Source organism: Nonomuraea terrae (assembly GCF_044465245.1).
GTDB lineage: Bacteria > Actinomycetota > Actinomycetes > Streptosporangiales > Streptosporangiaceae > Nonomuraea > Nonomuraea terrae.
This window is the reverse complement of record NZ_JBITLL010000001.1, coordinates 737,543-761,550: the sequence shown is the minus strand read 5'-3', so window position 1 is coordinate 761,550 and position 24,008 is coordinate 737,543. Positions and strand designations below refer to the sequence as shown.

19 protein-coding genes are annotated in these 24,008 nt (G+C 70.5%); 13 read left to right on the top strand and 6 right to left on the bottom strand.

The genetic code is table 11. From position 1 onward, the window contains the following. The first annotated feature begins 22 nt into the window (after positions 1-22). Together ACIBP6_RS03650 and ACIBP6_RS03645 are read left to right on the top strand one after the other, a co-directional pair. Positions 23-2,743 (top strand): exo-rhamnogalacturonan lyase family protein, encoded by a 2,721-nt coding sequence (locus ACIBP6_RS03650; RefSeq protein WP_397048376.1) that lies wholly within the window; start codon positions 23-25, stop codon positions 2,741-2,743. An 88-nt stretch (positions 2,744-2,831) separates the two neighbouring features. Then, entirely contained in the window at positions 2,832-4,697 is a 1,866-nt protein-coding gene (locus ACIBP6_RS03645) for a DUF2264 domain-containing protein (protein WP_397048374.1), read from the top strand. Between the two features lie 36 nt (positions 4,698-4,733). On the opposite strand, the gene ACIBP6_RS03640 is transcribed toward ACIBP6_RS03645, so the two are convergent. The 3 genes from ACIBP6_RS03640 to ACIBP6_RS03630 are packed head-to-tail and all read right to left on the bottom strand — an operon-like array spanning position 4,734 to position 8,285. Further along, positions 4,734-6,383, bottom strand: a complete 1,650-nt coding sequence (locus tag ACIBP6_RS03640) for an extracellular solute-binding protein (protein ID WP_397048372.1) — start codon at positions 6,381-6,383, stop codon at positions 4,734-4,736. 31 nt (positions 6,384-6,414) lie between these two features. Then, entirely contained in the window at positions 6,415-7,299 is an 885-nt protein-coding gene (locus ACIBP6_RS03635; protein WP_397048370.1) for a carbohydrate ABC transporter permease, read from the bottom strand. Further along, the gene (locus tag ACIBP6_RS03630) at positions 7,296-8,285 is read right to left on the bottom strand and encodes an ABC transporter permease (RefSeq protein ID WP_397048368.1); all 990 of its coding nucleotides are present in this window, start codon (positions 8,283-8,285) and stop codon (positions 7,296-7,298) included. Before ACIBP6_RS03630 ends, ACIBP6_RS03635 begins: the two co-directional genes overlap by 4 nt. A 234-nt stretch (positions 8,286-8,519) precedes the next feature. On the opposite strand from ACIBP6_RS03630, the gene ACIBP6_RS03625 reads away from it, so the two are divergent. From ACIBP6_RS03625 to ACIBP6_RS03600, 6 genes are all read left to right on the top strand, one after another. After that, positions 8,520-9,533, top strand: a complete 1,014-nt coding sequence (locus tag ACIBP6_RS03625; RefSeq protein WP_397048367.1) for a hydroxyacid dehydrogenase — start codon at positions 8,520-8,522, stop codon at positions 9,531-9,533. A gap of 619 nt (positions 9,534-10,152) precedes the next feature. After that, positions 10,153-12,819, top strand: coding sequence for a DUF7824 domain-containing protein (locus tag ACIBP6_RS03620; RefSeq protein ID WP_397048365.1), 2,667 nt, complete (start codon positions 10,153-10,155; stop codon positions 12,817-12,819). A 104-nt stretch (positions 12,820-12,923) separates the two neighbouring features. Beyond that, a complete protein-coding gene (locus tag ACIBP6_RS03615; RefSeq protein WP_397048363.1) occupies positions 12,924-14,177 on the top strand; it encodes an SDR family oxidoreductase in 1,254 nt (417 codons plus the stop codon). Between the two features lie 14 nt (positions 14,178-14,191). Beyond that, the gene (locus ACIBP6_RS03610; protein ID WP_397048361.1) at positions 14,192-14,917 is read left to right on the top strand and encodes an SDR family NAD(P)-dependent oxidoreductase; all 726 of its coding nucleotides are present in this window, start codon (positions 14,192-14,194) and stop codon (positions 14,915-14,917) included. After that, positions 14,914-15,903, top strand: a complete 990-nt coding sequence (locus ACIBP6_RS03605; RefSeq protein WP_397048359.1) for an asparaginase — start codon at positions 14,914-14,916, stop codon at positions 15,901-15,903. The genes ACIBP6_RS03610 and ACIBP6_RS03605 overlap by 4 nt, the downstream gene beginning before the upstream one ends. 27 nt (positions 15,904-15,930) lie before the next feature. Further along, on the top strand, positions 15,931-16,809 hold the full coding sequence (locus ACIBP6_RS03600) for a polysaccharide deacetylase (RefSeq protein ID WP_397048357.1): 879 nt from the start codon (positions 15,931-15,933) through the stop codon (positions 16,807-16,809). Between the two features lie 266 nt (positions 16,810-17,075). On the opposite strand, the gene ACIBP6_RS03595 is transcribed toward ACIBP6_RS03600, so the two are convergent. Continuing rightward, positions 17,076-17,627 (bottom strand): DUF6461 domain-containing protein, encoded by a 552-nt coding sequence (locus ACIBP6_RS03595; RefSeq protein WP_397049297.1) that lies wholly within the window; start codon positions 17,625-17,627, stop codon positions 17,076-17,078. Between the two features lie 246 nt (positions 17,628-17,873). On the opposite strand from ACIBP6_RS03595, the gene ACIBP6_RS03590 reads away from it, so the two are divergent. From ACIBP6_RS03590 to ACIBP6_RS03570, 5 genes are all read left to right on the top strand, one after another. Continuing rightward, the gene (locus ACIBP6_RS03590; RefSeq protein ID WP_397049295.1) at positions 17,874-18,344 is read left to right on the top strand and encodes a hypothetical protein; all 471 of its coding nucleotides are present in this window, start codon (positions 17,874-17,876) and stop codon (positions 18,342-18,344) included. A 128-nt stretch (positions 18,345-18,472) separates the two neighbouring features. After that, positions 18,473-18,964, top strand: coding sequence for an SRPBCC family protein (locus tag ACIBP6_RS03585; RefSeq protein ID WP_397048355.1), 492 nt, complete (start codon positions 18,473-18,475; stop codon positions 18,962-18,964). Between the two features lie 647 nt (positions 18,965-19,611). Then, entirely contained in the window at positions 19,612-21,669 is a 2,058-nt protein-coding gene (locus ACIBP6_RS03580) for a SpoIIE family protein phosphatase (protein WP_397048353.1), read from the top strand. Between the two features lie 51 nt (positions 21,670-21,720). After that, complete coding sequence (locus tag ACIBP6_RS03575) at positions 21,721-21,930, top strand: hypothetical protein (protein ID WP_397048352.1); 210 nt, start codon at positions 21,721-21,723, stop codon at positions 21,928-21,930. Between the two features lie 48 nt (positions 21,931-21,978). Beyond that, positions 21,979-22,344: a hypothetical protein gene (locus ACIBP6_RS03570; protein ID WP_397048350.1), complete on the top strand. Its 366-nt coding sequence runs from the start codon at positions 21,979-21,981 to the stop codon at positions 22,342-22,344. Between the two features lie 178 nt (positions 22,345-22,522). Here the strand turns inward: ACIBP6_RS03570 and ACIBP6_RS03565 are convergent, their stop codons facing one another. Then, complete coding sequence (locus ACIBP6_RS03565) at positions 22,523-23,125, bottom strand: dihydrofolate reductase family protein (protein ID WP_397048349.1); 603 nt, start codon at positions 23,123-23,125, stop codon at positions 22,523-22,525. Continuing rightward, positions 23,122-23,988 carry a metalloregulator ArsR/SmtB family transcription factor gene (locus tag ACIBP6_RS03560; RefSeq protein ID WP_397048347.1) on the bottom strand — a complete coding sequence of 289 codons (867 nt, stop codon included), beginning with the start codon at positions 23,986-23,988 and terminating at the stop codon, positions 23,122-23,124. Before ACIBP6_RS03560 ends, ACIBP6_RS03565 begins: the two co-directional genes overlap by 4 nt. Between the last annotated feature and the right edge of the window lie 20 nt (positions 23,989-24,008).

Sequence of the window (24,008 nt, the reverse complement as noted above, 5' to 3'; positions counted from 1 at the left end):
GCCAACCCGAGTGGAGCCCCCCATGGCGATGATGTCCCGACGGAACCTGCTCTTGAGCGCGGCGGCGGTCGGCGCCGCCGGGCAGATCGGCTGGTCCTCGAAACAGGCGCATGCCGAGGTCACCCGACCGGCCCGGGCGAGCGGCCTCCTCCAGGACGGCGTCCAGCTCACGTGGCTGGAGGGCGGCGCGCCGCGGCAGCTCGCCGGCGGATCCACGTGGGGGGTGGCGTGGCCGAAGGGCACCGTGCCCAAGGAGCAGGCCTTCGCGTTGCGCACCGCCGCCGGGCTGCAGGTGCCCGTCCAGACGTGGGCCACCGCGTACTGGCCGGACGGGTCGCTCAAGTGGACGGCGCACGCCATCGGCCCGGAGGTCCCCCCAGCCGAGCAGTACGTGCTCACGGCCGGCGCTTCCGCCGCCCCGGCGACGGCCGTGACGGTCAAGGACGGCCGGAACGAGGTCGAGGTGGACACCGGCGTCATCCGGTGCCGGATCCCGAAGAAGGGCGACCAGCTGGTGAGCTCCATCCGGCGCGGCGACACCGAGATCGCCCGCGGCGGCGAGCTGGTCTGCCTACGCCAGGACGATCCCGGCGACGACGAGGGCGGCTCGGGGAAGACGGAGAAGTTCACCGGCCGGACGGGCAAGGTGACGGTCGAGCAGTCCGGCCCGGTCCGCGCGGTGGTCAAGATCGAGGGCGAGCACCGGCACGGCAACCGGTCGTGGCTGCCGTTCACCGTGCGGCTGTACTTCTACGCCGGCGGCGACGGCATCCGCGCTGTGCACAGCTTCGTGTACGACGGCGACGCGAACGAGGACTTCATCCGCGGCCTGGGCATCCGTTTCGAGGTGCCGATGCGCGACGAGCTGTACAACCGGCACGTACGGTTCGCCGGCCCGGGCGACGGCGTGCTGTCCGAGGCGGTGCGCGGCATCACCGGGCTGCGCCGCGACCCTGGTGCGGCGGTCCGTCAGGCGCAGGTCGCCGGGCAGGCCACCCCGCCGGTGGAGACGTGGGACACCCGGGTCAGCTCCCGGCTGCACCTGATCCCGGCTTTCGGCGACTACTCGCTGCGCCAGCTCAGCGCGGACGGCTTCCAGATCCGCAAACGCACCAAGGCCGGGCACAGCTGGATCCCCGTCGACGCCGGCGGGCGGGCCTCCGGTCTGGGGTACGTCGGCAGCCCGAGCGGCGGCTTCGCGTTCGGCATGCGCAATTTCTGGCAGCTGCACCCCACCCAGCTCGACATCCGCGGCGCGGCGGGAGACAAGGCGGAGGTGACGGTGTGGCTGTGGTCGCCCGAGGCCGGTCCGATGGACCTGCGCTTCTACCATGACGGCCTCGGCCAGGACACCTACGCCGAGCAGCTCGAAGGGCTGGAGATCACGTACGAGGACTACGAGCCGGGCTTCGGCACCCCGTACGGCATCGCGCGGACGACGGAGCTGATGTTCTGGGCCCTGGAGGCCACTCCCGCCGCCGCACGCGTCGCGGAGCTGGCGGCGGCCGTGCGCACACCGCCGCTGGTCGTCGCGCCGCCCGCGCACCTGCACGCGGCCGGGGTGTTCGGCGACTGGGTGCCGGTGGACCGCTCCTCCCCTGCCAAGGCGCTGATCGAGGACCGCCTGGACCTGCTGTTCGACTACCACAACAAGCAGGTCGACCAGCGTTCGTGGTACGGCTTCTGGGACTACGGCGACATCATGCACAGCTACGACGAGGACCGGCACGTCTGGCGCTACGACGTCGGCGGCTACGCCTGGGACAACTCGGAGCTGTCCACCGACCTGTGGCTGTGGTACCACTACCTGCGCACCGGCCGGGCGGAGGCGTTCCGCTTCGCCGAGGCGATGACCCGCCACACGGGCGAGGTCGACGTCTACCACCTGGGCGAGTGGCGTGACCTGGGAACGCGGCACGGCGTGCAGCACTGGGGCGACAGCGCCAAGCAGGCCCGCATCAGCAACGCCGGCTACCGGCGCTTCCTCTACTTCCTGACCGCCGACGAGCGGATCGGCGACCTGCTGCACGACCTGGTCGACTCCGACAAGGCATTCCTCGTGCTGGACCCCCTTCGCAAGCTGCGCACCGAGCCGTACGAGCCTGACCCGCACGCCCTCCTGGTCAGCACCGGGACGGACTGGAGCGGCCTCGCGCTCGCCTGGCTGACCGAGTGGGAGCGCGGCGGCGACCCCGTCGCCAAGGAGAAGCTGCTCAACAGCATGCGCACCATCGCGGCGATGCCCAACGGATTCGTCCGCGGCAGCGGCCTGTACGACATCGACGACGGCACCTTCAGGCCGGACGACACCGCGGTCAGCGTGGGCTCGCTCAGCGCGGTGTTCGGGCTGGTCGAGGTGTGCAGCGAGCTCATCGGCCTGACCGGGGACGAGGCGTTCACCCGGGCGTGGCTGCAGTACTGCCGCCTGTACAACGGCACCGCCGAAGAGCAGCGCGCCGAGACGGGGCAGTCGTTCGGCAGCCAGAACCTGCGTCAGGCCCACTCCAGGCTCACCGCCTACGCCGCCGTCAAGCTCGGGGACGACGACCTGGCCGCGCGGGCGTGGCGGGAGTTCGACACCGGCCACGCCGGCTACCCGAAGAATCACACGTTCGAGTCCGTACGGATCGAGGGCTCAAAGGTGCTCAAGCCGGTGGACGAGGCGAACCTTTCGACCAACGCCTCCGCGCAGTACGGCCTGGCCGCCATCCAGTGCCTCGCCCTCATCGGCGACAAGCGGTAGGAGGAGGGCGGCCCGACTACTTCCAACGGCGCGGGCATGATCGAGCTGCGCCGGCCGAACACGAGAAGCTGATCCCAGGAGTCCCGCCATGCCACTGCGCCTCCCCCCACCCGACGAACGACTGTCCAGCCACACCGGCTGGACCCGGACGCACTGGGAAGCCCTGGCGGATCACCTGCTGGACTCCGTGGTGCCGTACGCCACCGACGGCTTCGCCCAGTTCCGCCTGCCGGGCAGGGCGAGCCGGTCGGGGCCGGTGAGCGACGGGCTGGAGGGTTTCGCCCGCACGTTCCTGCTGGCCGCCTTCCGCATCGCCGGCGCGGGCGGCGACGTGCCGGGCGCGCTGCTGGAGCGCTACGCCGCCGGCCTGGCCGCCGGGAGCGACCCGGCGCACCCGTACGCCTGGCCGGCGCTGACCGACATGTCGCAGCAGCTCGTCGAGGCGGCATCGGTGGCGCTGGCGCTGCACGAGACCCGTCCCTGGCTGTTCGACCGGCTGCCCTCGGCGGAGCGGGAGCGGGTGGTGGCGTGGCTGGCCGGGTTCGTCGGCCGGCGCACGCCGGACAACAACTGGGTGCTGTTCCGGGTGATCGTCGAGCAGTTCCTGGCCGAGGTGGGCGGGCCGTACGAACCGGGCGAGATCACCGGCGGGCTGGAGCGGATCGAGGACTGGTACGCCGGCGACGGCTGGTACTCCGACGGCAAGGGCAAGAACTTCGACTACTACGGCGGGTGGGCGCTGCATCTGTACCCGTCGCTGTGGGCGCGGATGGCCGGCGACGCCGCCCGCCAGGAGGTGTACGCGACGCGGCTGCGCCGCTTCCTGGAGCAGTACCAGCACTTCTTCGCCGCCGACGGCGGGCCGGTGCACCAGGGGCGCTCGCTCACCTACCGGTTCGCCACGGTGGCGCCACTGTGGCTGGGGGTGCTGACCGGCGCCTCTCCCCTGCCGCCCGGCCGGACCCGGCGCATCGCCGGCGGCGTGTTGCGCCACTTCGCCGAGCGCGGGGTGCCGGACGAGCGCGGCCTGCTCACCCTCGGCTGGTACGGCCCGTTCCGGCCCATCGCGCAGGACTACTCGGGCCCGGCGTCGCCGTACTGGGCGAGCAAGGCGTTCCTGGGCCTGCTCCTGCCTGCCGACCACCCCGTCTGGACGGACCCGGAGGAGGCGGCGCCGGTCGAGCTGGCCGACCAGGCGCTCGCCATGCCCGCACCCGGCTGGCTGCTGCACGCCACCCGCGCCGACGGCGTCGTACGGCTCGTCAACCACGGCAGCGACCGCGACCGCGTCCAGGACCCGAACGGCCCGCCCGATCCTCACTACCTCAAGCTCGCCTACACCAGCCACACCGGGCCCGAGCTCGGGGATGAGGCACAGGGTGTGGACAACCACCTGGCCGTCATCGCCCCGGACGGGACGGCCTCGCTCAGGCGGCGCATCGAGCCCCTGGCGGTCTCCGACCGGTTCGCCGCTTCGGCCTACCGGGACGGCCCCGTCAGGGTGGTCACCGCCTCGGTGGTCGACGGCGCCGCGGAGATCAGGATCCATCAGGTCACGGCCCCCGCCGGGCACCGGGTGCGCGACGGCGGACACGCCCTGGCCGCCGACGCCCCACTCGACCTGCGGCAAGGCGACGGCGTCGCGCTGGCCCTGCGTCCGGACGGACTGAGCAGCGCCGTGCGTGGCCTGCACGGCTACACCGGCTCGGGGCTGGTGACGGCCGAGGGGGCCAACGCCTTCGGCACGCGCTCGGCCACGCCGTACGTCATCGCCGGCGCCCACCCCGGCGGCACCGCGATCTACGTCAGCCTGGTGCGGCTCGCACGGACGGCGCAGGAGCCGCCCTCGCCGGGCGTGTGGGTCGAGGGTGACGTGGTCGTCCTGGCCCTGCCCGGCGGAGAGACGGTGACGGTCCGCCTGGGCGACGTCCCCGTGTGCGAGCGCCGTCGATGACCGGGGCTTCGGCGGCGGGCAGGCCACCGAAGCCGATCACTGGGCCGCCGCGTGCTCCTTTGCCAGTTCCTCGGCCATCCGGTCGCCGCCCGCCTGCCGCCACTGGGTGACGACATCCTTCCACGCCGACAGCGGCTTGCGGCCGAAGGCGATCGCCGCGATGCCGTCGCCGATGATCTGGTCGAGCTGGGCGCCCTTGCTCACCTGGATGGCCGAGCGCAGCCCCTGGCCTGGGTTGGCGACGCTCTTGGGCAGGCTCGCCTTCTGCCAGTCGTAGACGGCCTGCGCCGTGTCGGGGTAGCCGGGCAGGTAGAGGACCGACGGCGCGGCGCCGAGGTACTTCACGGGCAGGGAGGAGTTGTTCTCGGTGTCGAACAGGTCGGTGGGCTTGATGCCGTCGTCGTCCTTGGTGAAGTGCACCCCCTCGACGCCGTAGTTGGCCAGCTCGTACTCCTTCGTGCCGAAGGGCGCGCTGAGGTAGTTGCAGATGCGCAGCAGCAGCTTGATCCGCTCGGGGGACGCCTTTTTGAAGGTCACGTAGCCGAACAGGCCGGCGCTCCGCCAGGGCGTGGCCTGCGGGCCGTAGGGACGGCCCAGGTCGAGCTCGAACCTGCCGTCGATCTTGGAGAGCGTGGCCGGCGCCACCGAGCCGAAGCCGTCCTGGATCGAGGCGACCGTGCCGTTGTGGAAGTGGCTCTGCATGTCGGTGGAGCTGACCGTGAGGCTGTCGGGATAGACCGTCTTGGCCTCGACCAGCTTGCGCATGGTGTCGACGGCCTGCTCGAACTGCGGCGTGCTGATGGTGTGGACGAACTGACCGCCCGTGGCCGTCCAGGTGTTCGGCGCGCCCAGCGAGCCCGCGTGGTAGGTGATGGAGCCCAGGCCGCCGAAGAGGGTCTTGTACCAGCCGAGCCCCCACTTGCGGTCGCCGGTGAGCTCCCGCATCGCCTCCAGGTACTGCTCGGTCGTCCAGTCCTTCGGGATGCCCGCCTCGTCCATGGCGGTGCGGTTGACGAACAGGCTGTTGGCCGGGGTCGGCCGCTCCAGCGGGACGCCGTAGAGCTTGCCGTTGATCCGGCCCATGCCCTTCCAGGCGTAGGTCGGGATGTTGGCGAGGTTCGGGTACTCCTTGACGGCGTCGCCCCCGACGAACGCCGACAGGTCGGCACACTGCGCCTGGATGAATTCCAGGGAGTGCGGCAGCGCGAGGTTCGTGAACATGATGATGTCCGGCAGGTCGCTGCCCGAGGCCATCAGCGTGGTCATCTTCTGGCCGTACTCGGGGTCCGGCACGACGGTCACCTGGAGGTCGACGTTCAGCGCCTTGTTGATCTCCTGCCAGAAGCGGTTCTGCGCGACCGGCGCGGGCGGCGGCCCGAACGTCACCACCAGCGCGGTCACCCTGGAGCCGTCGCCCACGGTTTCGTTCACCGACTGCGTCAGCGTCTCGGGATACTTCAAGTAGAGCGGCTGCACGCCGGTCTCGTCGCCTGGGGCGTCCGGCTTGGGCCCGGCGAAGGGCGCGTACGTGGGCCACGGGACGAGCTGCTTGCCCGCGTTCGAGACGCTGCCGGTGGCTCCGCCGCTTCCGCCCCCGCAGGCGGTGATCAGCGGCGCGGCGGCCACGCCGAGCGCGCTCATGCCCGCCATCCTGAGCAGGCCGCGGCGGTTGATGCTGTTGTCCATGGCAATTCCTCGCTGGGGGGTCGGTGAGGTGTCACGCCTTGAGTGCGCCGGTGAGCACGCCCTTGGCGAAGTAGCGCTGCAGGAACGGGTACACGCACACGATGGGCAGGGTCGCCAGCATGACGACGGCCATCTGCACGGACTGCGGAGAGGCTGCGGCCAGCTCCCCGGAGGTCTCCGCGAGCGAGGCGCCGCCGGTGACGTACTGGCGCAGGACGGTGCCGATCGGCCATTTGGTCTGGTCGTTGAAGTAGATGATCGCCTCGAAGAAGCGGTTCCAGTACGCGACCGCGTAGAACAGGCCGATCACCGCGATGACCGCCTTGGACAGCGGCAGCACGACCTTGCGCAGGATCGCCAGCTCGCCGGCGCCGTCCATGCGGGCGGCGTCGAGCAGCTCCTGCGGGATCGACTGGAAGAAGCCCCGCATCACGACCAGGTTGAACACGTTGACCAGGAACGGCAGGATCAGCGCGGCGTACTGGTCGACCAGGCCGGTGCTCTGCACGACCAGGAACAGCGGCACCATCCCCGGCGGGAACAGGAAGGTGAACAGCACCAGCAGCAGCATCGGCTTGCCGCCGTAGACCTGCGGCCGGCTCAGCGTGTACGCCAGGCCGATCGTGCACGTCAGGCTCAGCGCCGTGCCCACCAGGGTGATGCCGGCACTGACCAGCAGCGCGCGGGTGATGATCCCGCCCTGGAGGATCTCGGCGTACGCGCCGAAGGAGAACTCCTCCGGCCAGATCACCCAGCCACCGTTCTCGATGACGTTCTGCGGGCTGGCCAGGCTGGTCGCCAGGACCGTCCACAGCGGGAAGATGACCAGCGCCACCACCACGGTCAGCGCCACCGCCTTGGCGGCGCGCACGGCCGGGCCGGGACGGCCCATCCAGGCCGGTGCACTCGCGCTCATGCCTTGTAAACCCCCTGCTCGCCCAGCCGATGCGCGACCTTGTTGGCGGTGTAGATGAGCACCACGCCGATCACGCCCTTGAACAGCCCGACCGCGGCCGCGTAACCGAAGTCGCCGCCCGCGAAGCCGGTGAAGTAGACGAACGTCTCCAGCACCTCGCCGGTTTCGGGGCCCACCGACTGGCGCTGCAGGAAGAACTGCTCGAACCCGATCGACAGGAACTCACCCAGCCGTAGCACCAGCAGCAGCACGATGACCGGCCTGATCGCCGGCAGCGTCACGTGCCACAGCCGGCGACCCCAGCCGGCGCCGTCCAGCGCCGCCGCCTCGTACTGCTGCTCGTCCACCTGTGACAGCGCGGCCAGGAAGATGATCGTGGCCCAGCCGCATTCCTTCCAGATGAGCTGCGCGACCACCAGCGGGCCGTAGGCGTCGGGGTTGCCGATGATCGAGATCTGGCCCGCGCCCAGGTCGGACAGCCAGCCGTTCACCACGCCCGCGCCGCCCAGCATCTGCTGGAAGAGCGCGATGACGATCACCCAGGACAGGAAGTGCGGCAGGTAGACCACGCTCTGCACGAACCGCCTGAGGGTGTCGCCCACGATGCTGTGCAGCAGCAACGCCAGGGCCAGCGGGGCGGGGAAGAAGAACACCAGCTGCAGGGCGGCGATGATCAGCGTGTTCTTGACCGCGTTCCAGAACGCGGGGTCGCCGAACATGCGCTCGAAGTGCGCCAGGCCGACCCACTCGCTGCCCGAGACCCCGAGGAACGGGATGTAGTCCTGGAAGGCCAGGACGTTCCCGGACAGGGCACCGTAGTGGAAGACGAGGAAGTACAGCAGGCCGGGGACCGCGAGAAGCAGCAGGACGCGGTCGGCCCTGATGCGCTGTAAGCGGCCGATGCGGGGGCCGCCGCCGACGGGCGGGCCCTGGGTCTTCTCGGTCGGAGGGCTGGTGCCACCAGCGCCGCGGCGGACCCGCGTCATGCTCACGTCCAAGGCCTCTCTTGCGGTGCCACGCCCGAAACAGAATGTTCATCAACATAAAACGGTTACATGCCTCCGTCAATAGCATGGCCGGGGGCGCGAATCCCGGATAAGGCGTCAGTTCAGCGGTAACGTCACAACGGTGGTCTCGCATGCGGCCGCCTCCTGTGGTGAAGTAGCCTCAGCGACGGAACCGTTTTCATCGCGCTCACTCGACGGATAGGAGCACACTCCGTGGCTCGGCGACCCGTTGCGGTCTTCGCCATCGCCCCCTGGGCGTTCGGCGGCGTCTTCCCCTCCGACCTCGTCACCCGGTTGCGGCAACTGGTCGACATCGACCCGGCGACGACGTTCACCTCGTTCGAAGGACCGGCCGCCGCCGCGGCGCTTGCGGAGGCGGAGATCCTGGTCACCGGATGGGGTTGCCCGCGCATCGACGACCGGGTGCTGGCGGCCGCCCCGCGGCTGCGCGCCATCGTGCACGCCGCCGGCACCGTCAAAGCCGGCATCGACACCGTCGTGTTCGAACGTGGCCTCGTCGTGTCGTCGGCCGCCGAGGCCAACGCCGTCCCCGTGGCCGACTACACCGTCGCCATGCTCGTCCTGGGTGCGAAGCAGGTCTTCACCCGCGCGCGGCGGTACGCCGCGGCCGTCGAGGGCGAGCCCAAGGACTGGCTCTCCGGGGACGGCACCGGACTGAACGGCCGCACGGTCGGGCTGATCGGCGCCTCCCGGGTGGGCCGCCACGTCCTGCGGCGGCTGCGCGCGTTCGACGTCGAGATCCTCCTGTACGACCCGTACGTGAGCGCCGCCGAGGCCGCGCGCCTCGGCGCAGAGCCGGTGAGCATGGACGACCTGTGCCGCCGCAGCGACCTTGTCACCGTGCACGCCCCCGCCCTGCCCGAGACCCGCCACATGCTCGACGCCCGCCGGCTGGACCTGCTGCCCGACGGCGCGATCGTCATCAACACCGCCCGTGGATCGCTGATCGACACCGAGGCCCTGACGCAAGCGTGCGCCACCGGCCGGATCTCCGCCATCCTCGACGTCACCGACCCCGAGCCGCTGCCGCCAGGCCACCCGCTCTTCGCCATGCCGAACGTGCTGGTCACCCCGCATCTTGCGGGAGCGCAGGGCCGCGAGCTCCGGCTCCTCGGCGAGTTCGCCGTCGCCGAGGTGAGCCGCCTCCTCGGCGGTGCGCCGCTGCTCGGACGCGTGGAGCCGGAGCAGCTCGCGTACATCGCCTGACACCCCGTCTTGCGGTCACCACTCCGGGTCACGAGATGACCACACCGCCACGGCAGAACACCGAGTACACCGGCTGCAGGGCTCGTACGGCGGCGGCCTTCGCCGCCAGAGGGGGAGTGCGAGGGCGGAGGCAAGAGCAAAGGCCGAGGTGGCAGAGGTGCCCGAGACCCGCGGTCTCCCTTCGGTCTCCCCTGCGGCCGTCGTTCCGCCGCCGTCGGAGCCCCGCCGAGAAAGGCCAGGAGCTTGAAAAAGGCGCGCCCTGCAGGATTCGAACCTGCGACCGTCCGATGAGAAGTCTGCCGTGTTGCGAATCGGACGGTGACGGAAGATGTCACTCTCCGACGTTTATGCAGAGAGGCGAGAGCAGGTCGCATCGATCGGTGTCGGTCGTCCCGGGCGGAGCACGAGACGTTCAGATCTGCCGGTCTCCCCTCGGTCTCCCACGAGTGGTCGAGGGCACGGCATCTCTACGCAGCCCTGGTCGGCCTCGAAGCGCCGCCCGTGCTCCCGGCCCACTGGGTGATTTCACAGCAGATGTCGCAAGCCGGGGCGGGCGCGGGCCGTGCAAGCACGTGCTCGCGACGCGCATGGTCCGGGAGATGACGGAAGAATCTGCCCAATGAACCTGATCGAACTCGTGGAGGCCGGCGACGTCGCGGGGGTGCTCAAGGAACTGGACGCGCTCACGCCGGAGCAGCGCGTCGCCCACGGCGCGGAGCTGACGGCTCGCCTGGACCCGATGAGCGGGCAGGAGTGGCACGAGCACACCAACGAGCAGAAGACCGCCCTGCTGACCGCCGAGCTGGGGTGTCGTGAGACGCCGGAGGCCGCGGCGGCCCGCATCGTGTGGCACAAGTTCAGGAACGACTACCCCAGATCGGCGACCGCCCCCATGGACTGGATGGTGGACGTGGTGAGCCTGCGTCCCGTCGAGTGGCAGGTCGAGCTGGTGGCGCGGATCGGCGAGCGGTCGGAGGAGATCGCCGTGGACAACGGCTGCTTCATCCTCACCGACGACCTCGTTCGCACCACCGGCGCTCCGGTGCCGACCTCCGACGCCTACATCAACGCCTGGCTGGAGGACCGCCGGTGCTACGTGGGTTCCCAGCGGCCGATGCACGCGCTGGACGGGGCGCGGGGCACGGAGCTGGTGGAGCGGCTGCGCAACGACGACCACAACGCCGCGCTGCTCCCACTGATCGTGACACGGCCGGGCGTCCGCATCGTCTCGGTGGCGGCGCTGGCGAGCCTGGCCGCCGAAGGCCTGGTCGACCGTACCGCGCTCGTCCGCCGCGTCTTCTCGGAGATCGACAGCCCGCACTACGGCAAGAGGGCGCTGGACGAGCTCGGCCTTACCCCGGACGAGCACGCCATGATGGCCGCGGAACGGGTCGCGTTGGCGGAGCCCGTGGTCGCGCGGCTGCTCCTCGGCGGCAGCAGGCACGAGCTCGCGCCGCACCTGGCGTTCCTGCATGCGCTCGCCCTCACCCCGGCCGAGTACGCGCCGTTCCTGCGGGACCACGTGGCCATGCTCGACCTGTCGCTGCCCGTGGCCGCCCACGGCCAGGAGGTCCTGATCGCGCTGGACGGGGCGGGGCTGCTGGAGGAGGACGTGCTCACCGAGGCGTGCGAGCGCGTCTTGCTGCGCCCGGAGAAGAAGCTGGTACGCGCCCAGCTCTCCTGGCTCGCCCGCGTCATCCGGCGGGACCCGGCGCGGGCCGGCCAGATCCTGCGCGATGCGGCGATCACCTTCCAGCACCGTGACGCGGACCTGCAAGAGCGCGCCCTCGACATGATCGCCAAGCACCTGCGGACGGCCGGGGACTCGGTGCTGCCGGAGCTTCGCGAGGCCGCCGAATCGCTCAGCCCGGGGCTCACCGCGCGGGCCGCTGAACTGTTCGGCCCGCCGGCCGCCGACGACACCGCCGAACGGTTCGAGGAGGTGCTGCCCGTCGTGCCGGTGCCCCTGCCGGTGCCAGGCCCCATCGAGACGGCCACCGAGGTCGCGCAGGAGGTCGCGGCGGTTTTCGCCGGCGACCTGAGCGTGGTGGTGTTCGAGCGGGCCCTGGACGGGCTGGTCCGCCACGCCCGCCTCGACCGGGCCGCGCTGTCGGCGGCGCTCGCAGTGGTCATGCGCAAGGAGCCGCACCACGGAAGGGACTACCTGCCGGCCGACCTGTACGACGTGGCGACGGCGGTGCGGGGCTCGGAACAGCGGCCATGGCACATCCGCCTGCGTGCCGAGCACCCTCTCGCCGTCCGGTGGCCCGAGTACGGCCCCCGGCCCTCGCTGGCGGGGGCGATGCTCAGGGCGCGCCTGGACGAGGCGATCGACCTGGTCGAGTCCGGCACGCAGCCGTTCCTGCTGGCCGTACCGACCCACTCCACCGGCGCGCTGGACGCGGCCGTGCTGGTGGAACGGATCGCCGAGCTGGAACGGCTGGGCGTCACCCCCGCTCCGATCGACCTGGCGCAGGCGTTGCTGCGCGTCACGCCGGAGGCGGACGATCAGGTACGGGCCGCGGCCGAGGCACTCGGTTCCGAGGCCGGGCGGCGGCTGGCGCGGTGGCTGCGCGAGGGTGGCCTGCCGCATCAGAACTCGACGCCGGAGGGATGGCCGGTGTGCGATCCCACGAGCGCCGCCCCGGGATGGTGGTACGCCGCCCACCCCGGCCCGGACCTCGACCCGGACCTTCCGCCGGTGGCCGCGGCCCTGGTCGGCCCGGACAAGTCCCCCGCATCGGCGGACACCTACGCCGCGCCCTACTGGGTGGCGCAGTTGCCGCATCACCGCGACGAGGTGGCGGCGCGCACGCACCATGGCGAGGTGCTGAGCCCCCGCCTGTTTCCGGCCCTCATGGAGTCAGGGGGTCCCGCGGGGTTCGCGGTGCACAGGCACGTCGCACGCGCCCTGCCCTATCGCGAGGAGGCGGTGGACGCGCTGCTCGTGCTCGCCGCGCAGGGACAGCTCGACAGCCGACTGCTGGCGGGGCAGCTACAGGTACTGATGCGCTACGGAAAGGCGAAGCGCTACGCCGACTCCCTGCGCGCGGCGGCCGAGACGGGCGCGTACGCCACCGTCTGGTCCGTGCTGGAGGCCCTCCTGCCCGCGTCGCTGCGCGACGAGCCGGTCCGGGAGGCGGGGGCGTTCCTCGCGCTCGCGGTCGAGTGCGCCTCGCGGTGCGGCGCCAAGGGGAGCATCGCGGAAGTCGACGCGATGGCGGCGCGTCGGGGGTCGAGCCAGATGGTGAAGCAGGCCAGGCTGCTGCGCGACGTGCTGCGCTGAGCCGTCCCGGCGGAGGGGCGGGACTCCTGGCACGAGCCCATAAAACGTGCTCGCCGAACCCGAGTGCGCTGCTGCCGCTCGTCGGGTGGTGCTGGTCGTTCTTCGTGGCCCTCGTCTTCTCCATCCCGATCATCCTGCTGGCGCTCAAGCTGCCCGAGTTTCCGACGTTCCTGGCCGTCAAGGAGGTCAAGCTCCGCCAGGAGCTGGGCGACCACGCCGGGGCGCGCGCCGCGGAGCAGGACCTCACCGAGCTCGTCGACGACAAGGCGAGCGGAGGTCTCCGCGCCGTACTGGCCCCGGGGCTGCGCCGCCACACGATCAGCCTGTCGCCGGCCTGGCTCACCAACCGGATGGGCATCCAGGTCTTCTCCGTTCTCGGCACCACCGTCCTCGTCGGGGCGAAGGACGTCTTGTTCGAGAGCGCGCTCATCGTTCTCGTCCTGTCCAACATCGCCGGCTTCGCCGGTTACCTCTTCCACGGCTGGCGCCGGCGGCGTCATCAGCATTTTGATGCTCTTCACCAAGACCACCAACCGGTTCGGGGAACGTTCCATCGAGGACAAGAAGGAGGCTCTGGCATGAACAGGGACGACGAGCTGGAAGGCAAGGTCGCCGTCATCTCCGGCGGAGCCAGCGGCATCGGCCAGGCTCTGGCCGTGGCCTACGCGCGGGCGGGGGCGCACTCGGTCGTCGGGTACTACCCCGGTGACCCGCACGACGTGGGCGAGACGGTCGCCGCCGTCGAAGCGGAAGGCGGCAGGTGCGAGGCCGTCGAGCTCGACGTCCGATCGTACGAGCGGACCGAGCGGCTCGCCCAGACCGCGCTGGACGCGTTCGGGCGGCTCGACATCGCCGTGGCCGCCGCGGGCATCCTGCGCCGCCAGTCGCTGTCGGAGATGACCGACAGCGCCTGGGACGACATGCTCTCTGTCGACCTCAGCGGCGTCGTCCGCGTCTTCCGCTCCTGCGCCGCGCGCATGGACGCGGGTGGGGCGATGGTGGCCGTCTCCTCCATCGCGGGCGGCGTCTACGGGTGGCAGGACCACAGCCACTACGCGGCCGCGAAGGCCGGTCTGCTCGGGCTGTGCCGCTCCCTGGCCGTAGAGCTGGCGGACCGGCGCATCCGGGTCAACGTGGTGATCCCCGGCCTGATCGAAAGCCCGCAGTCGCTTGACGAGGTCAACTCCCTCGGGCCCGAAGGCCTGCGCGAGGCAGGCAAGATCATCCCTGGCGGACGCGTCGGCACCGTCGACGAGGCGGCCCGGGTGATCCGGTTCCTCACCTCCGCCGACGCCGCGTACGTGACGGGCCAGAGCATCGTGGTGGACGGCGGCCTCACCGTGCGGTGGCCCAGCTGATGAGGGAACGCGAAATGGGAAAGCTCGAAGGTCAGGTCGCGGTCATCACGGGAGCGTCCGGCGGGATCGGGGCCGCGACGGCGCGGCTGTTCGCCCGGGAAGGGGCCCGGCTCGCGCTGCTCGACGTGGCGCCCGTACCGGAAGAACTCCAGAATCTGGGGACCGCTCACGTCGTGGACGTCACCGACGCCGGCGCCGTCGAGAGCGCGACGGCGAAGGTCGTGCAGGATCACGGCCGCCTCGACATCCTGGTCAGCGCGGCCGGGATCCTCGACGAGGTCCCGTTCCTGGAGATGTCTCCGGAGCGCTTCGACAGGACCATCGCGGTCGACCTGCGCGGCGTCTTCCTCGCCGCGCGGTTCGCCGCGCCCCACATGGTCGCGGCCGGCGGAGGGCGCATCATCAACATCGCCTCCCAGCTCGGCATCAAGGGCGGTACGAACCTCGCCCACTACGTCGCGGCCAAGGCCGGGGTCATCGGCCTGACGAAGGCGCTCGCCCTCGAACTCGCGCCGAAGGGGGTCCTGGTCAACGCGATCGCGCCCGGCCCGATCGTCACGCCGCTCATCGACGGGCTGTCCGAGGAGTGGAAGCGCAGCAAGTCCGCGGAGTTGCCCCTGGGCAGGTTCGGCCGACCCGAGGAGGTCGCACCGACCGCGCTGCTGCTGGCCGGTTCACCCGACGGCGACATCTACGTCGGCCAGACCCTCGGCCCCAACAGCGGGGACGTCATGCCATGAGCGGGTCGTCCCGCACCGCCCGCGTCGTGCTCATCGCCACCGGCGGGACGATCGCCTCCAGCAGCGGCCCCGACAGCGCCGCCGTGGCCAGCAGAACCGCGGGCGAGATCCTCGGCTCCGTCGGCCCGACCGACGTCGAGGTGGAGGGACGCGATCTCCTCAACGTCGGTTCCTACCTCCTCGGCCACCGCGAGCTCCGCGTCATCGCCGAGGCCGTGGCGGAGGAGCTCGCGCGGGACGACGTGACCGGAGTCGTCGTCAGCCACGGCACCGACACGATGGAGGAGACGGCGTACCTCCTGGACCTCGTGCACGACAGCGACAAGCCCGTGGTCCTCACCGGCGCGCAGAAGGCGGCGGACCGCCCCGACAGCGACGGGCCGCAGAACCTCCGTGAGGCCATCGCCTTGGCCGCCGCGCCGCAGGCGCGGGGCTGCGGCGCGCTCATCTGCTTCGCCGGCCGGATCTTCCCGGCCGGTCGGACGCGCAAGCAGCACACGATCGCGCCGGAACCGTTCCGGGCCGGCGACGGAGGGCCCATCGGACGGGCCGGCGCATCGGGGGTCCAGCTGACGGCCCGGCCGGTACGGCCCGCGCGACTCGACCGGCCAGGCCCCGCGTTCGACGAGACGCGGGTCGACGTCGTGACCGCCCATCCCGGCGCGGACGCCGCGCTCGCCCGCGCCGCCGTCGACGCCGGGGCCATGGCGGTCGTGCTCGCCGGCACCGGAGCAGGCAACGGCAACCACGCCCTGCTGGCGTGGGTCTCCGAGGCGGTGCGTACCGGAACGATTGTCGGCCTGTCCACGCGGGTAGCCGAAGGACCCGTCGTGCCCATGTACGGCAACGGCGGTGGGGCCGACCTCACGCGCGCCGGCGCGCTGAACCTCGGCGGCCTGCCTCTCTACCACGCGAGGCTGCTGCTGGCTCTGCTGCTCTCGCAAGGCGTCGCCGTCACCCAGCAGACCCTCGAACCGTACATCTGAGAAGTTCACCCGCAGAGAGGATGCATTGTGGCCAAGGAAATCTTCGTGGCGTTCGGTATCGACGTCGATGCCGTCGGCGGATGGCTCGGCTCCTACGGCGGTGAGGACTCCCCCGACGACATCTCGCGCGGCCTGTTCGCCGGTGAGGTCGGCGTCCCGCGGCTCAACGCCCTGATGACGAAGTACGACCTGCCCTCGACCTGGTTCTGGCCCGGCCACTCCATCGAGACCTTCCCCCAGCAGTTCGACGAGGTCGTGGCCGCGGGCCACGAGATCGGCGTGCACGGCTACAGCCACGAGAACCCGATCGCCATGACCCGGGAGCAGGAGTCGACGATCCTCGACTACTGCATCGGCCTCATCGAGCAGCGCACCGGCAGGCGCCCCACCGGCTACGTCGCCCCCTGGTGGGAGTTCTCGCCGGTGACCAACGAACTGCTGCTCGAACGCGGCATCACGTACGACCACTCGCTCATGCACCGCGACTTCGAGCCGTACTACGTGCGGGTCGGCGACACCTGGTCGAAGATCGACTACGACAAGGGCGCTCACGAGTGGATGAAGCCGCTCGTACGCGGCCACGAGACCGACCTCATCGAGATCCCGGCGAGCTGGTACCTCGACGACCTGCCCCCCATGATGTTCATCAAGACCAGCCCGAACAGCCACGGCTTCGTCAACCCCCGTGACATCGAGCAGATGTGGCGCGACCAGTTCGACTGGGTCTACCGCGAGATGGACTACGCGGTCTTCACCATGACGATCCACCCGGACGTCTCCGGCCGCCCGCAGGTGCTGCTCATGCTGGAGCGCCTCATCGAGCACATCAACCAGCACGAGGGCGTCCGCTGGTCCACCTTCGACGCCATCGCCGAGGACTTCAAGACCAGGAAGCCCCGGCAGTAGTCATCAGGAGAGGGGTGCGGTCGCATGTGCGGAGGCTGTGGAGGACTTCCCGCCGACTGGGCCGTACCCCTCGTCTCCGGGCACCGGCGGCGGTCGGCCATCGCCCGCTACGTCAGCGCCGTGTGCTCGGGGGTGGCCGTCAGGCCCGTCCCCCAAGGTTGGCTGGTCACCGGCGCCACCGGGGCGTCACGGGGTCGCCCTGGACGTGACCGAACGCGAAACGCCCTTCCGCCTGCTCGCGTCCTGGGCACCGACGGTGGGTGCCGTCACCACGGCCCAGGAACGACCCCGCACAGGTAAGTGGACTCCTCCAGCAGCTGCCGTGTCAGCCTGATCCCGGTGAGGCGCTCGGCCAGGACGAAGTGAAGGTCGCCGAGTGACGAGCATGTGGGGCCGACCCGCGCCATGGTCTCCACGAGTTCGTCCGGCAATCTCTCCGAGTAGCCCTCGTTGTTGGACTCGTACCGGATCGTTCCGTCTTCCACCCAGTAGAACCAGTCCAGCATCTTGACCTCAAGAAAGAACTGGGACACGAGGCGGGTGCCTGCCGACAACGGCACGATGATCTCTTCCGTGATGCCGGCCAGCCCGTTGGCCTCGACCATGAGCACCCAGTCTCCGACGGCGCCGGCGCCGACCATGCCGTTGCCGAAGCCCGCCTCCGTCAGCTCGCCAAGCGTCATACGAGAGCAGTCGTCAGCCCCGACGCCCAGCCGCGTCATCAGCTCTGCAGGCGTCAACCCGCGGACATAGGTGAAGCAGTAGGCATCCGCCAGCTCGGGGTAGCGCTCGCGGGAGAACCAGGCGTAGTCGTCCATCACCCCGCCATGTTTGCAGCCTCCACCGACACAATCGTTCCGGCACCTAACTCTCCTGATCAGTTAGCTGCGTGATGGTAGCCGCCACCGGCGAGGCGCCGTCTTCCTCCCGGCCGCTCGACGCGGCAGAGCGGTACGGGTCGCCTTCGGGCTCGTGCGGCCTCACACGCCGGCGGCGCCACCCTTGTTACGCAGCCATGGCCGACGACCGGTCTCCCATCTGCGAGACGGGGTTGCACCGGGGATCTGCGGCTTGGCGGGAAGTTCGAGCTGGACGGTGGTGAGCACGGTGAGATCCTCCGGTGCGAGGCGCCGCGTCTGCTGAAGGTGTCCTGGCTCTACGGGCCGGATGCCGACGCCTGGCCCGGCACGAGCGAGGTGGAAGTGCGCCTGGTCCCGGGCCCGACCGGCGACACCGAATTCGAACTGATCCACGCAGCGGCCGTCGAGGAGCCTCTCTTCCCGACCTACGGCCCCGGTGCCGGCGGCGTTGGCCGGGACCTGGCTCTCCTCGCTCTGGCCCGGCTGTTGGCCGGTGGCGAGACCGCCGACCACGAGGGGGTCCAGAAGTCGCCCGAAGGGCGCGAGCTCATCCGGCGCAGCGCCGCGGCCTGGGGCGAGGCTCACCTGGCCCCGGTGGCGAACCGGAGCATGTCGCGGCCACCACCAAGTTCTACTTGCCCGACCCGATCTGACATTCCTGCCGCGGTGGACTGACCGGCATCCTTGGCGCTCGTACCGCCGATGCGAATCGTCGATCGCGAGACGGATGGGAGATTCTCCGTCGAGGAGCAGACGAGTAGCACAAACGCCATGTTGTCCCACACCTGGAAGGAATGCGCGTCATGAAGTACACCAACTCGATCGAGATCGCCCTGCCGCGGGAGAGGGTGGCTCAGCTGCTCGCCGACCCGGCACACCTACCGAATTGGCTGCGGGGCTTGGTGCTGCACGAGCCGCTGAGTGGGATTCACGGGCAGCTCGGTACCAAGTCGCGGGTCGTGATGCAGTCAGGGCAACGGAAGATCGAGTGCACCGAGACGATCACACGGCGGGAGCCGGCAGACCTGCACGGGATCCCCAAAGGGATCGTCGTTCACTTCGACCGCGAGATCGTCGGCGCGGGCATGTGGAGCGTCGTTCGCGATCGGCTGACCGAGGCCGATCCGGAGACGACGCTCTGGGAGAGCGAGAGCGAATACCGGTTCAGCGGCCTGCTGATGCGGCTGGTGGGGCTCATGATGCCCGGTGCCTTCCACAAGCAGTCGCAGCAGCACATGCAGGATTTCAAGGCGTTCGCCGAACAGGGGAAGGATGTCCGCGAAGGGAGGAACTGACTGCCGCAATCATCAACGAGAATCTCCGACGGCGATCGGCGAACCGAGCAGCCGCTCCTGGCTGCGTTGCACCGTATGGGAGATCCTGCACGTCGCCGGGCAGGCCCGACCTGGCGGCAGTTCCTGACCACTCAAGCCCACGCGATCACCGCCTGTGACTTCCTCATAGTCGAGCCGATGCTGCTCAAACGGCTGTATGTGCTGGTCTTCACCGAGCACGGCACCCGGCGCCTGCACCTGGCCGGAGTAACCACACACCCGACCGGAGCATGGACCACGCAGCAAGCCCGCAACCTGGTCATGGACCTGGATGATGCTGCGCCATTCGCACGACCACTGCCTTGGCCGGCCGGCGGGTGCAAGGGTGTCCTGACAGTTCAGCGCGGATCAGCACGGTCAGCAGGCCGAACAAGCCCCTCACCAACCGGTGAGCCAACGACAACAACACCTCGAGATGGTCGCAGCCACCGCCCGTATCATGCAGCAAAACCCCAGCTCACAGCACGAAACCGTATTTTCGAGCGGGACAGGATCCGCCGGTGTGCCTGTACGTTCCGTGAGCGCGTGTCCGCCGCGTTCGCGGGGTACGGCGAAGCGAGAGGGGCATGCCGGTATCGGTGGATCGGCCGAACGAGTGGGGAGGGGCGATGGACGATGCCCGCGGGGAGGGCACCGCCAGGTTCGCTCTCGAGGCGTTGGACTCCGTGCCGGTCGCTGTCGCCTTGACCATCGGACAGGACCACCGGCTGGCCTACACCAACGCCGCCTACCGGGCGTACTTCGGTGACCGTCCGCTCGGCGAGCCGATCTCGGAGGCGTTCCGCGACCTGTTGCAGCGGGACCACCTTGGCCACTTCGACCATGTGCTGGCCACCGGGGAGCCCGTCACTCTCACCGAGACGCCGGTGACCTTGTCCCACCCCGCGACCGACGATGAGGAGCGCTTCTTCTCCTTTCGCCTCTCCCGGTTCACTCAGGAGCCTTCCGGTGTGCTGATCACCGCGGTGGACGTCACCGGGCAGGTCACAGCGGCCAGGCGTGCCACCCACACCGCCGAGCAGCAGCGCCGGATCCTGCGCAGGTACCAGAGCCTGGTCCAAGTGAGCGCGCAGCTCGTGTGGGTCACGGGGCCGACGGGTGAGACGATCGAACCGAGCCCGGACTGGGAACGGGTGACCGGGCAGAGCTGGGAGGAGTTCCGCGGGACGGGCTGGACGCGGGCCCTGCACCCCGACGACCGTGAACCCACGATTCGAGCGTTTGGCGAGGCGCGCCGGTGGCGCCGCCCCACGCGGCATGTGTGCCGGCTGCGGACCAAGGACGGGCAGTACCGGCGCTTCGAGATCTCCTCCACGCCGGTGTACGAGAACGACGTCGTCGTGGAGTGGTTCGGTACGTACACCGACATCGAGGAGCAGTGGCAGCGGCAACGCCGCCGGGAGCTGCTCGATCGCGCCGCCGGCGCGGCCGCCCAGCACACCGGGCTGCCGGAGACGTTCGGCGCGATCGCCGACGTGCTCGTGCCCGCTCTTGTCGACGGGTGCGGCATACACCTGCTGTCCGGATTCAGCGACCGGCCCAAGGGCGCACCAGTCATCGCCAAGCGCGTCGCCACGACCACCGTGCGTGAGGGCCTGGGGCCGGACCTGCCGTTCCGCGAAACCAAGTTCCCAGCCGACAGCGGGTTCACCCGCGCGGTGGAGCAGCGCCGCCCGCTGCACCGCACCTTCCCGCCGGGCGAGCCACCGGCCGACCTGCTGCCCGGAGAGTCGACGGCCTGGCTGACCGAGGTGGCCGCCAACAGCGTCGTGCTGCTGCCGGTGATGGTCGATGGGACCGTGGCGGCGGTGGTGACCGCCGCCACGGTCGGGGACCGTCCGCCCCTGAGCCCGGGCGACGTCGACCTCATCGGCCAGATGTTCGAGCACATCCACGACGCGCTGAGCACCATCGTCCGGTTCCAACGCACCCAGCAGGTGGCCCTGGCCCTTCAGCACAGCCTGCTCGCCGAACCGACCGACCACGCCGACCTGCGGATCGTCGCCCGCTACCTGCCGAGCCCCGCGGCCGCCGAGGTCGGCGGCGACTGGTACGACTCCTTCGTTCTCCCCGACGGCGCGACCGTGCTGGCCATCGGCGACGTGGCCGGCCACGACCTGGAGGCCGCCGTCCAGATGAGCCAGCTGCGGAACATGCTGCGGGCGCTGACCGTCGACCGCCCCGGCCCACCCGGCCAGATCCTGCGGCGGCTCAACATCGCCATGCAATCACTGGCCCCCGACGCGACCGCCACCTGCGCCCTGGCCCGCGTCGGGCAACCCCAGCCCGGCCAGTGGCAGCTCAACTACGCCGTAGCCGGACACCCGCCACCGCTCCTGGTCGCCCGCGACGGTGACTGCCGCCTGCTGGAAGAAGCCGCCAATCCCCTGCTGGGCGTGGTCTTCGACCAGCCCTACGACAGCGCCGTTGAGCCCCTGCCGCCGGGCTCCACCGTACTGCTGTACACCGACGGCCTGGTCGAACGTCCGGGCGAGGACCTGGGCCGGGGGCTGGAGCGGCTCCGCGAACAAGCCTCGGCATTCGCGCGTCGTCCCCTGGACGGCTTTTGCGACGGCCTCCTGAACACTCTCCTCGCCCCCACCAGCACCGACGACATCGCGTTGATCGCGCTCCGGGTACCCACCGGCTCCAAGCCAGGCCCCTGACGCGGCCGCGGACCCACGCCCGAGCACGAGCGGCCCACCCCGCTGGAGCACGTGGCCAGCCTTGACGCGCTGGTCGCCCGCTACGACACCGAGACGCACGTCCTGGGCCGGCTGCACGAAGGGGAACAGCGGTTCATGGCCGCGACCGAGGATCTGCGGCAGCGGACCCTGGCCACGCGAGACGGCCGCGCGGGACGACGCCGCGCGGCAGGCCGAGGACAGCCCGCGCGCGGTCCGGCAGCGGGCAGAACGCCGGCGTGAGCACGAGTCGGCCCGATCGAGAGATCGCGACGAGGAGGCGCGGGGCCGATGAGCCAGGAGCAGCCGGACAACGGCACCACGTTGGCGCATGCGCCGAGCGAGTTCGACCATGGGGCGAGTACTGCTTTCGCGACACCAGCTGGTCCGGTGACCCGCTCAAGGTGTCGCTCGTCTGCAAGCGGCGAGCCGGATTTCTTCGTGCTGGTCAAGCGCGAGGGGATGCCCGCCGCCGGCCTGTCGATCGTGAGCGCTCAGGCGTTGTCGGCGATGCTCGCCTTTACGGTGCCGTCGCCGCAGACGGCCGTTCTCGGCGTGGTGCTGCTGCGCGCGGCGGGGATCGCCTTCCGGCTGCTGGGACGGCCGGAGGTCGGCCCCGCCGAAAACGCGATCAACCCGTGGAAGTCCGATTGCTGAGAACACCGTCCCGGCGGGGCGCCTCGATTACGGCACTCGCGCGGGCCCATGGGGCCGGCTGGCGGCCATCCGAACCGCATTCGGCGATCTATGCCCGATGAGAGGATCCCATTCCTCGATCGTCCTCATCGCGAGAACACCCTGCTGGCCTATGGCAGTCCTTTGGAACCGTGTGGGTTCAGCGGACTCGGTCGTAGACCAGGGCCATCGCGCCGAGTTCGCCGGTCTCCTGGTGGGTGAGCTTCCACTTCGACGGCGGGAGGCCGTCGTCGAACAGCCGCAGCCCGCCTCCGGTGATCTCCGGGATGACGGTGAGGTACATCCGGTCGAGCAGGTCGGCCGAAAGCACCGCCTTGGTGACGCTGGGGCTGGTGTTGACGAGTATGTCGCCCTCGCCGTCGGCCTTGAGCTCGGCGACGAGATCGGCGACGGGGCCGTTCACCACGCGGGTGCGTTCCCACGGTGCCTCGGTCAGGGTGGTCGACAGGACCACCTTCTCGGTGTCGACCAGCCACTTGGCATAGGCGCGGTCGCGCGGATCGGCGTTGTCGTCGGCGGCGACCGATGGCCAGAACGCCATGAACCCTTCGGCGAGGACCCGGCCGAGCAGGGCCGTGGTCGCGTTCTCCCGCATCCGGGTCATCTGGTCGCGCGCCACGTCGGTGGTCGCGTAAGTGGCGAACGTGGCGAAGTCGGCGGGTCCGCCGGCGCCGTGGTAGCGCCCGTCGAGGCTGATGACCAGGTTGGCGGTGACTTTGCGTCCGGTGGTCTGCCCGGTCATTTCGTGCTCCTTGTGTCGGTGTCGTGCTCGGTGCTGTCGGTGGTGTGGGTATCGGCGGCGAGGGCCGCCGCGAGTCGGTCGAGGCTCTGGCCGAAGCCGATCTCGATGCCGGCGATGAAGTCGGCCGAGTCGGTGGTGCTGTCGGTGATCCGGTAATGGACCTCCAGGTCGGCGCCGGTGTCGGTGTGCCGGAGGTCGAAGTCGAGGTGGCCGGTGAAGGCGAGGCCGCCGTCGGGTAGCAGGGGGGAGAGCCGGTAGGCCAGGTGCTCGCCGGGGCGTACGTCGTCGACGACACCCTGTGCGCGCCCGACGACCACGTCGGAGCCGTCGAGGTCCTCGGTATCGCGGTATTCCAGGACGATCCGCCCACCCGGTCGCGCCTCGAACACGAACTCCGAGACGCGCAGGCCGTCGGGCGCCCACCAGCGGGCGAGCGGTGATGCGTCGGTCAGGTGGTGCCAGATCAGCTCGGGGGGCCCTGTCAGAGAGCGGCGGAAGCGGAACGCGCGGCCGTCGGCCCACCCAGGCTCCTGTGCGGCGTGCCGCTCGGCGTGGAGGCCGGCCCCGTAACGGTCATAGGTCTCGCGTGGCCCGCCGTCCCGGTCTGCGGTGTCGGCGAGCCGATTGAGCGCAGCCGCCAGATCCCGCAGGGAACCGGGCTGGAGCGCGTACACGCGACGCTGGCCGGTGCGCTGAGAGACGACGACACCAGCACGTTCAAGGGTCTGCAGATGCTTGGTCGTCTGCGGCTGACGCGCCTCGGCGAGCTGGGCGAGGACGCCGACCGACCGGGGCCGCTCGGCCAACAAAGTCACGAGCCGCCAGCGGGCCGGGTCGGCCAGTGCGGTGAGGAGTGCCTCCATGGAGATAAGTATTCTCTCTG

Bases quoted from the DNA above. Each gene is read 5' to 3' on its own strand.
- ACIBP6_RS03565 (WP_397048349.1), bottom strand. From the start codon at position 23,125: ATGACCGGGCAGACCACCGGACGCAAAGTCACCGCCAACCTGGTCATC.
- ACIBP6_RS03605 (WP_397048359.1), top strand. From the start codon at position 14,914: ATGAGCGGGTCGTCCCGCACCGCCCGCGTCGTGCTCATCGCCACCGGC.
- ACIBP6_RS03645 (WP_397048374.1), top strand. From the start codon at position 2,832: ATGCCACTGCGCCTCCCCCCACCCGACGAACGACTGTCCAGCCACACC.
- ACIBP6_RS03620 (WP_397048365.1), top strand. From the start codon at position 10,153: ATGAACCTGATCGAACTCGTGGAGGCCGGCGACGTCGCGGGGGTGCTC.
- ACIBP6_RS03650 (WP_397048376.1), top strand. From the start codon at position 23: ATGGCGATGATGTCCCGACGGAACCTGCTCTTGAGCGCGGCGGCGGTC.
- ACIBP6_RS03630 (WP_397048368.1), bottom strand. From the start codon at position 8,285: ATGACGCGGGTCCGCCGCGGCGCTGGTGGCACCAGCCCTCCGACCGAG.
- ACIBP6_RS03635 (WP_397048370.1), bottom strand. From the start codon at position 7,299: ATGAGCGCGAGTGCACCGGCCTGGATGGGCCGTCCCGGCCCGGCCGTG.
- ACIBP6_RS03560 (WP_397048347.1), bottom strand. From the start codon at position 23,988: ATGGAGGCACTCCTCACCGCACTGGCCGACCCGGCCCGCTGGCGGCTC.
- ACIBP6_RS03580 (WP_397048353.1), top strand. From the start codon at position 19,612: ATGGACGATGCCCGCGGGGAGGGCACCGCCAGGTTCGCTCTCGAGGCG.
- ACIBP6_RS03610 (WP_397048361.1), top strand. From the start codon at position 14,192: ATGGGAAAGCTCGAAGGTCAGGTCGCGGTCATCACGGGAGCGTCCGGC.
- ACIBP6_RS03640 (WP_397048372.1), bottom strand. From the start codon at position 6,383: ATGGACAACAGCATCAACCGCCGCGGCCTGCTCAGGATGGCGGGCATG.
- ACIBP6_RS03570 (WP_397048350.1), top strand. From the start codon at position 21,979: ATGAGCCAGGAGCAGCCGGACAACGGCACCACGTTGGCGCATGCGCCG.
- ACIBP6_RS03585 (WP_397048355.1), top strand. From the start codon at position 18,473: ATGAAGTACACCAACTCGATCGAGATCGCCCTGCCGCGGGAGAGGGTG.
- ACIBP6_RS03595 (WP_397049297.1), bottom strand. From the start codon at position 17,627: ATGGACGACTACGCCTGGTTCTCCCGCGAGCGCTACCCCGAGCTGGCG.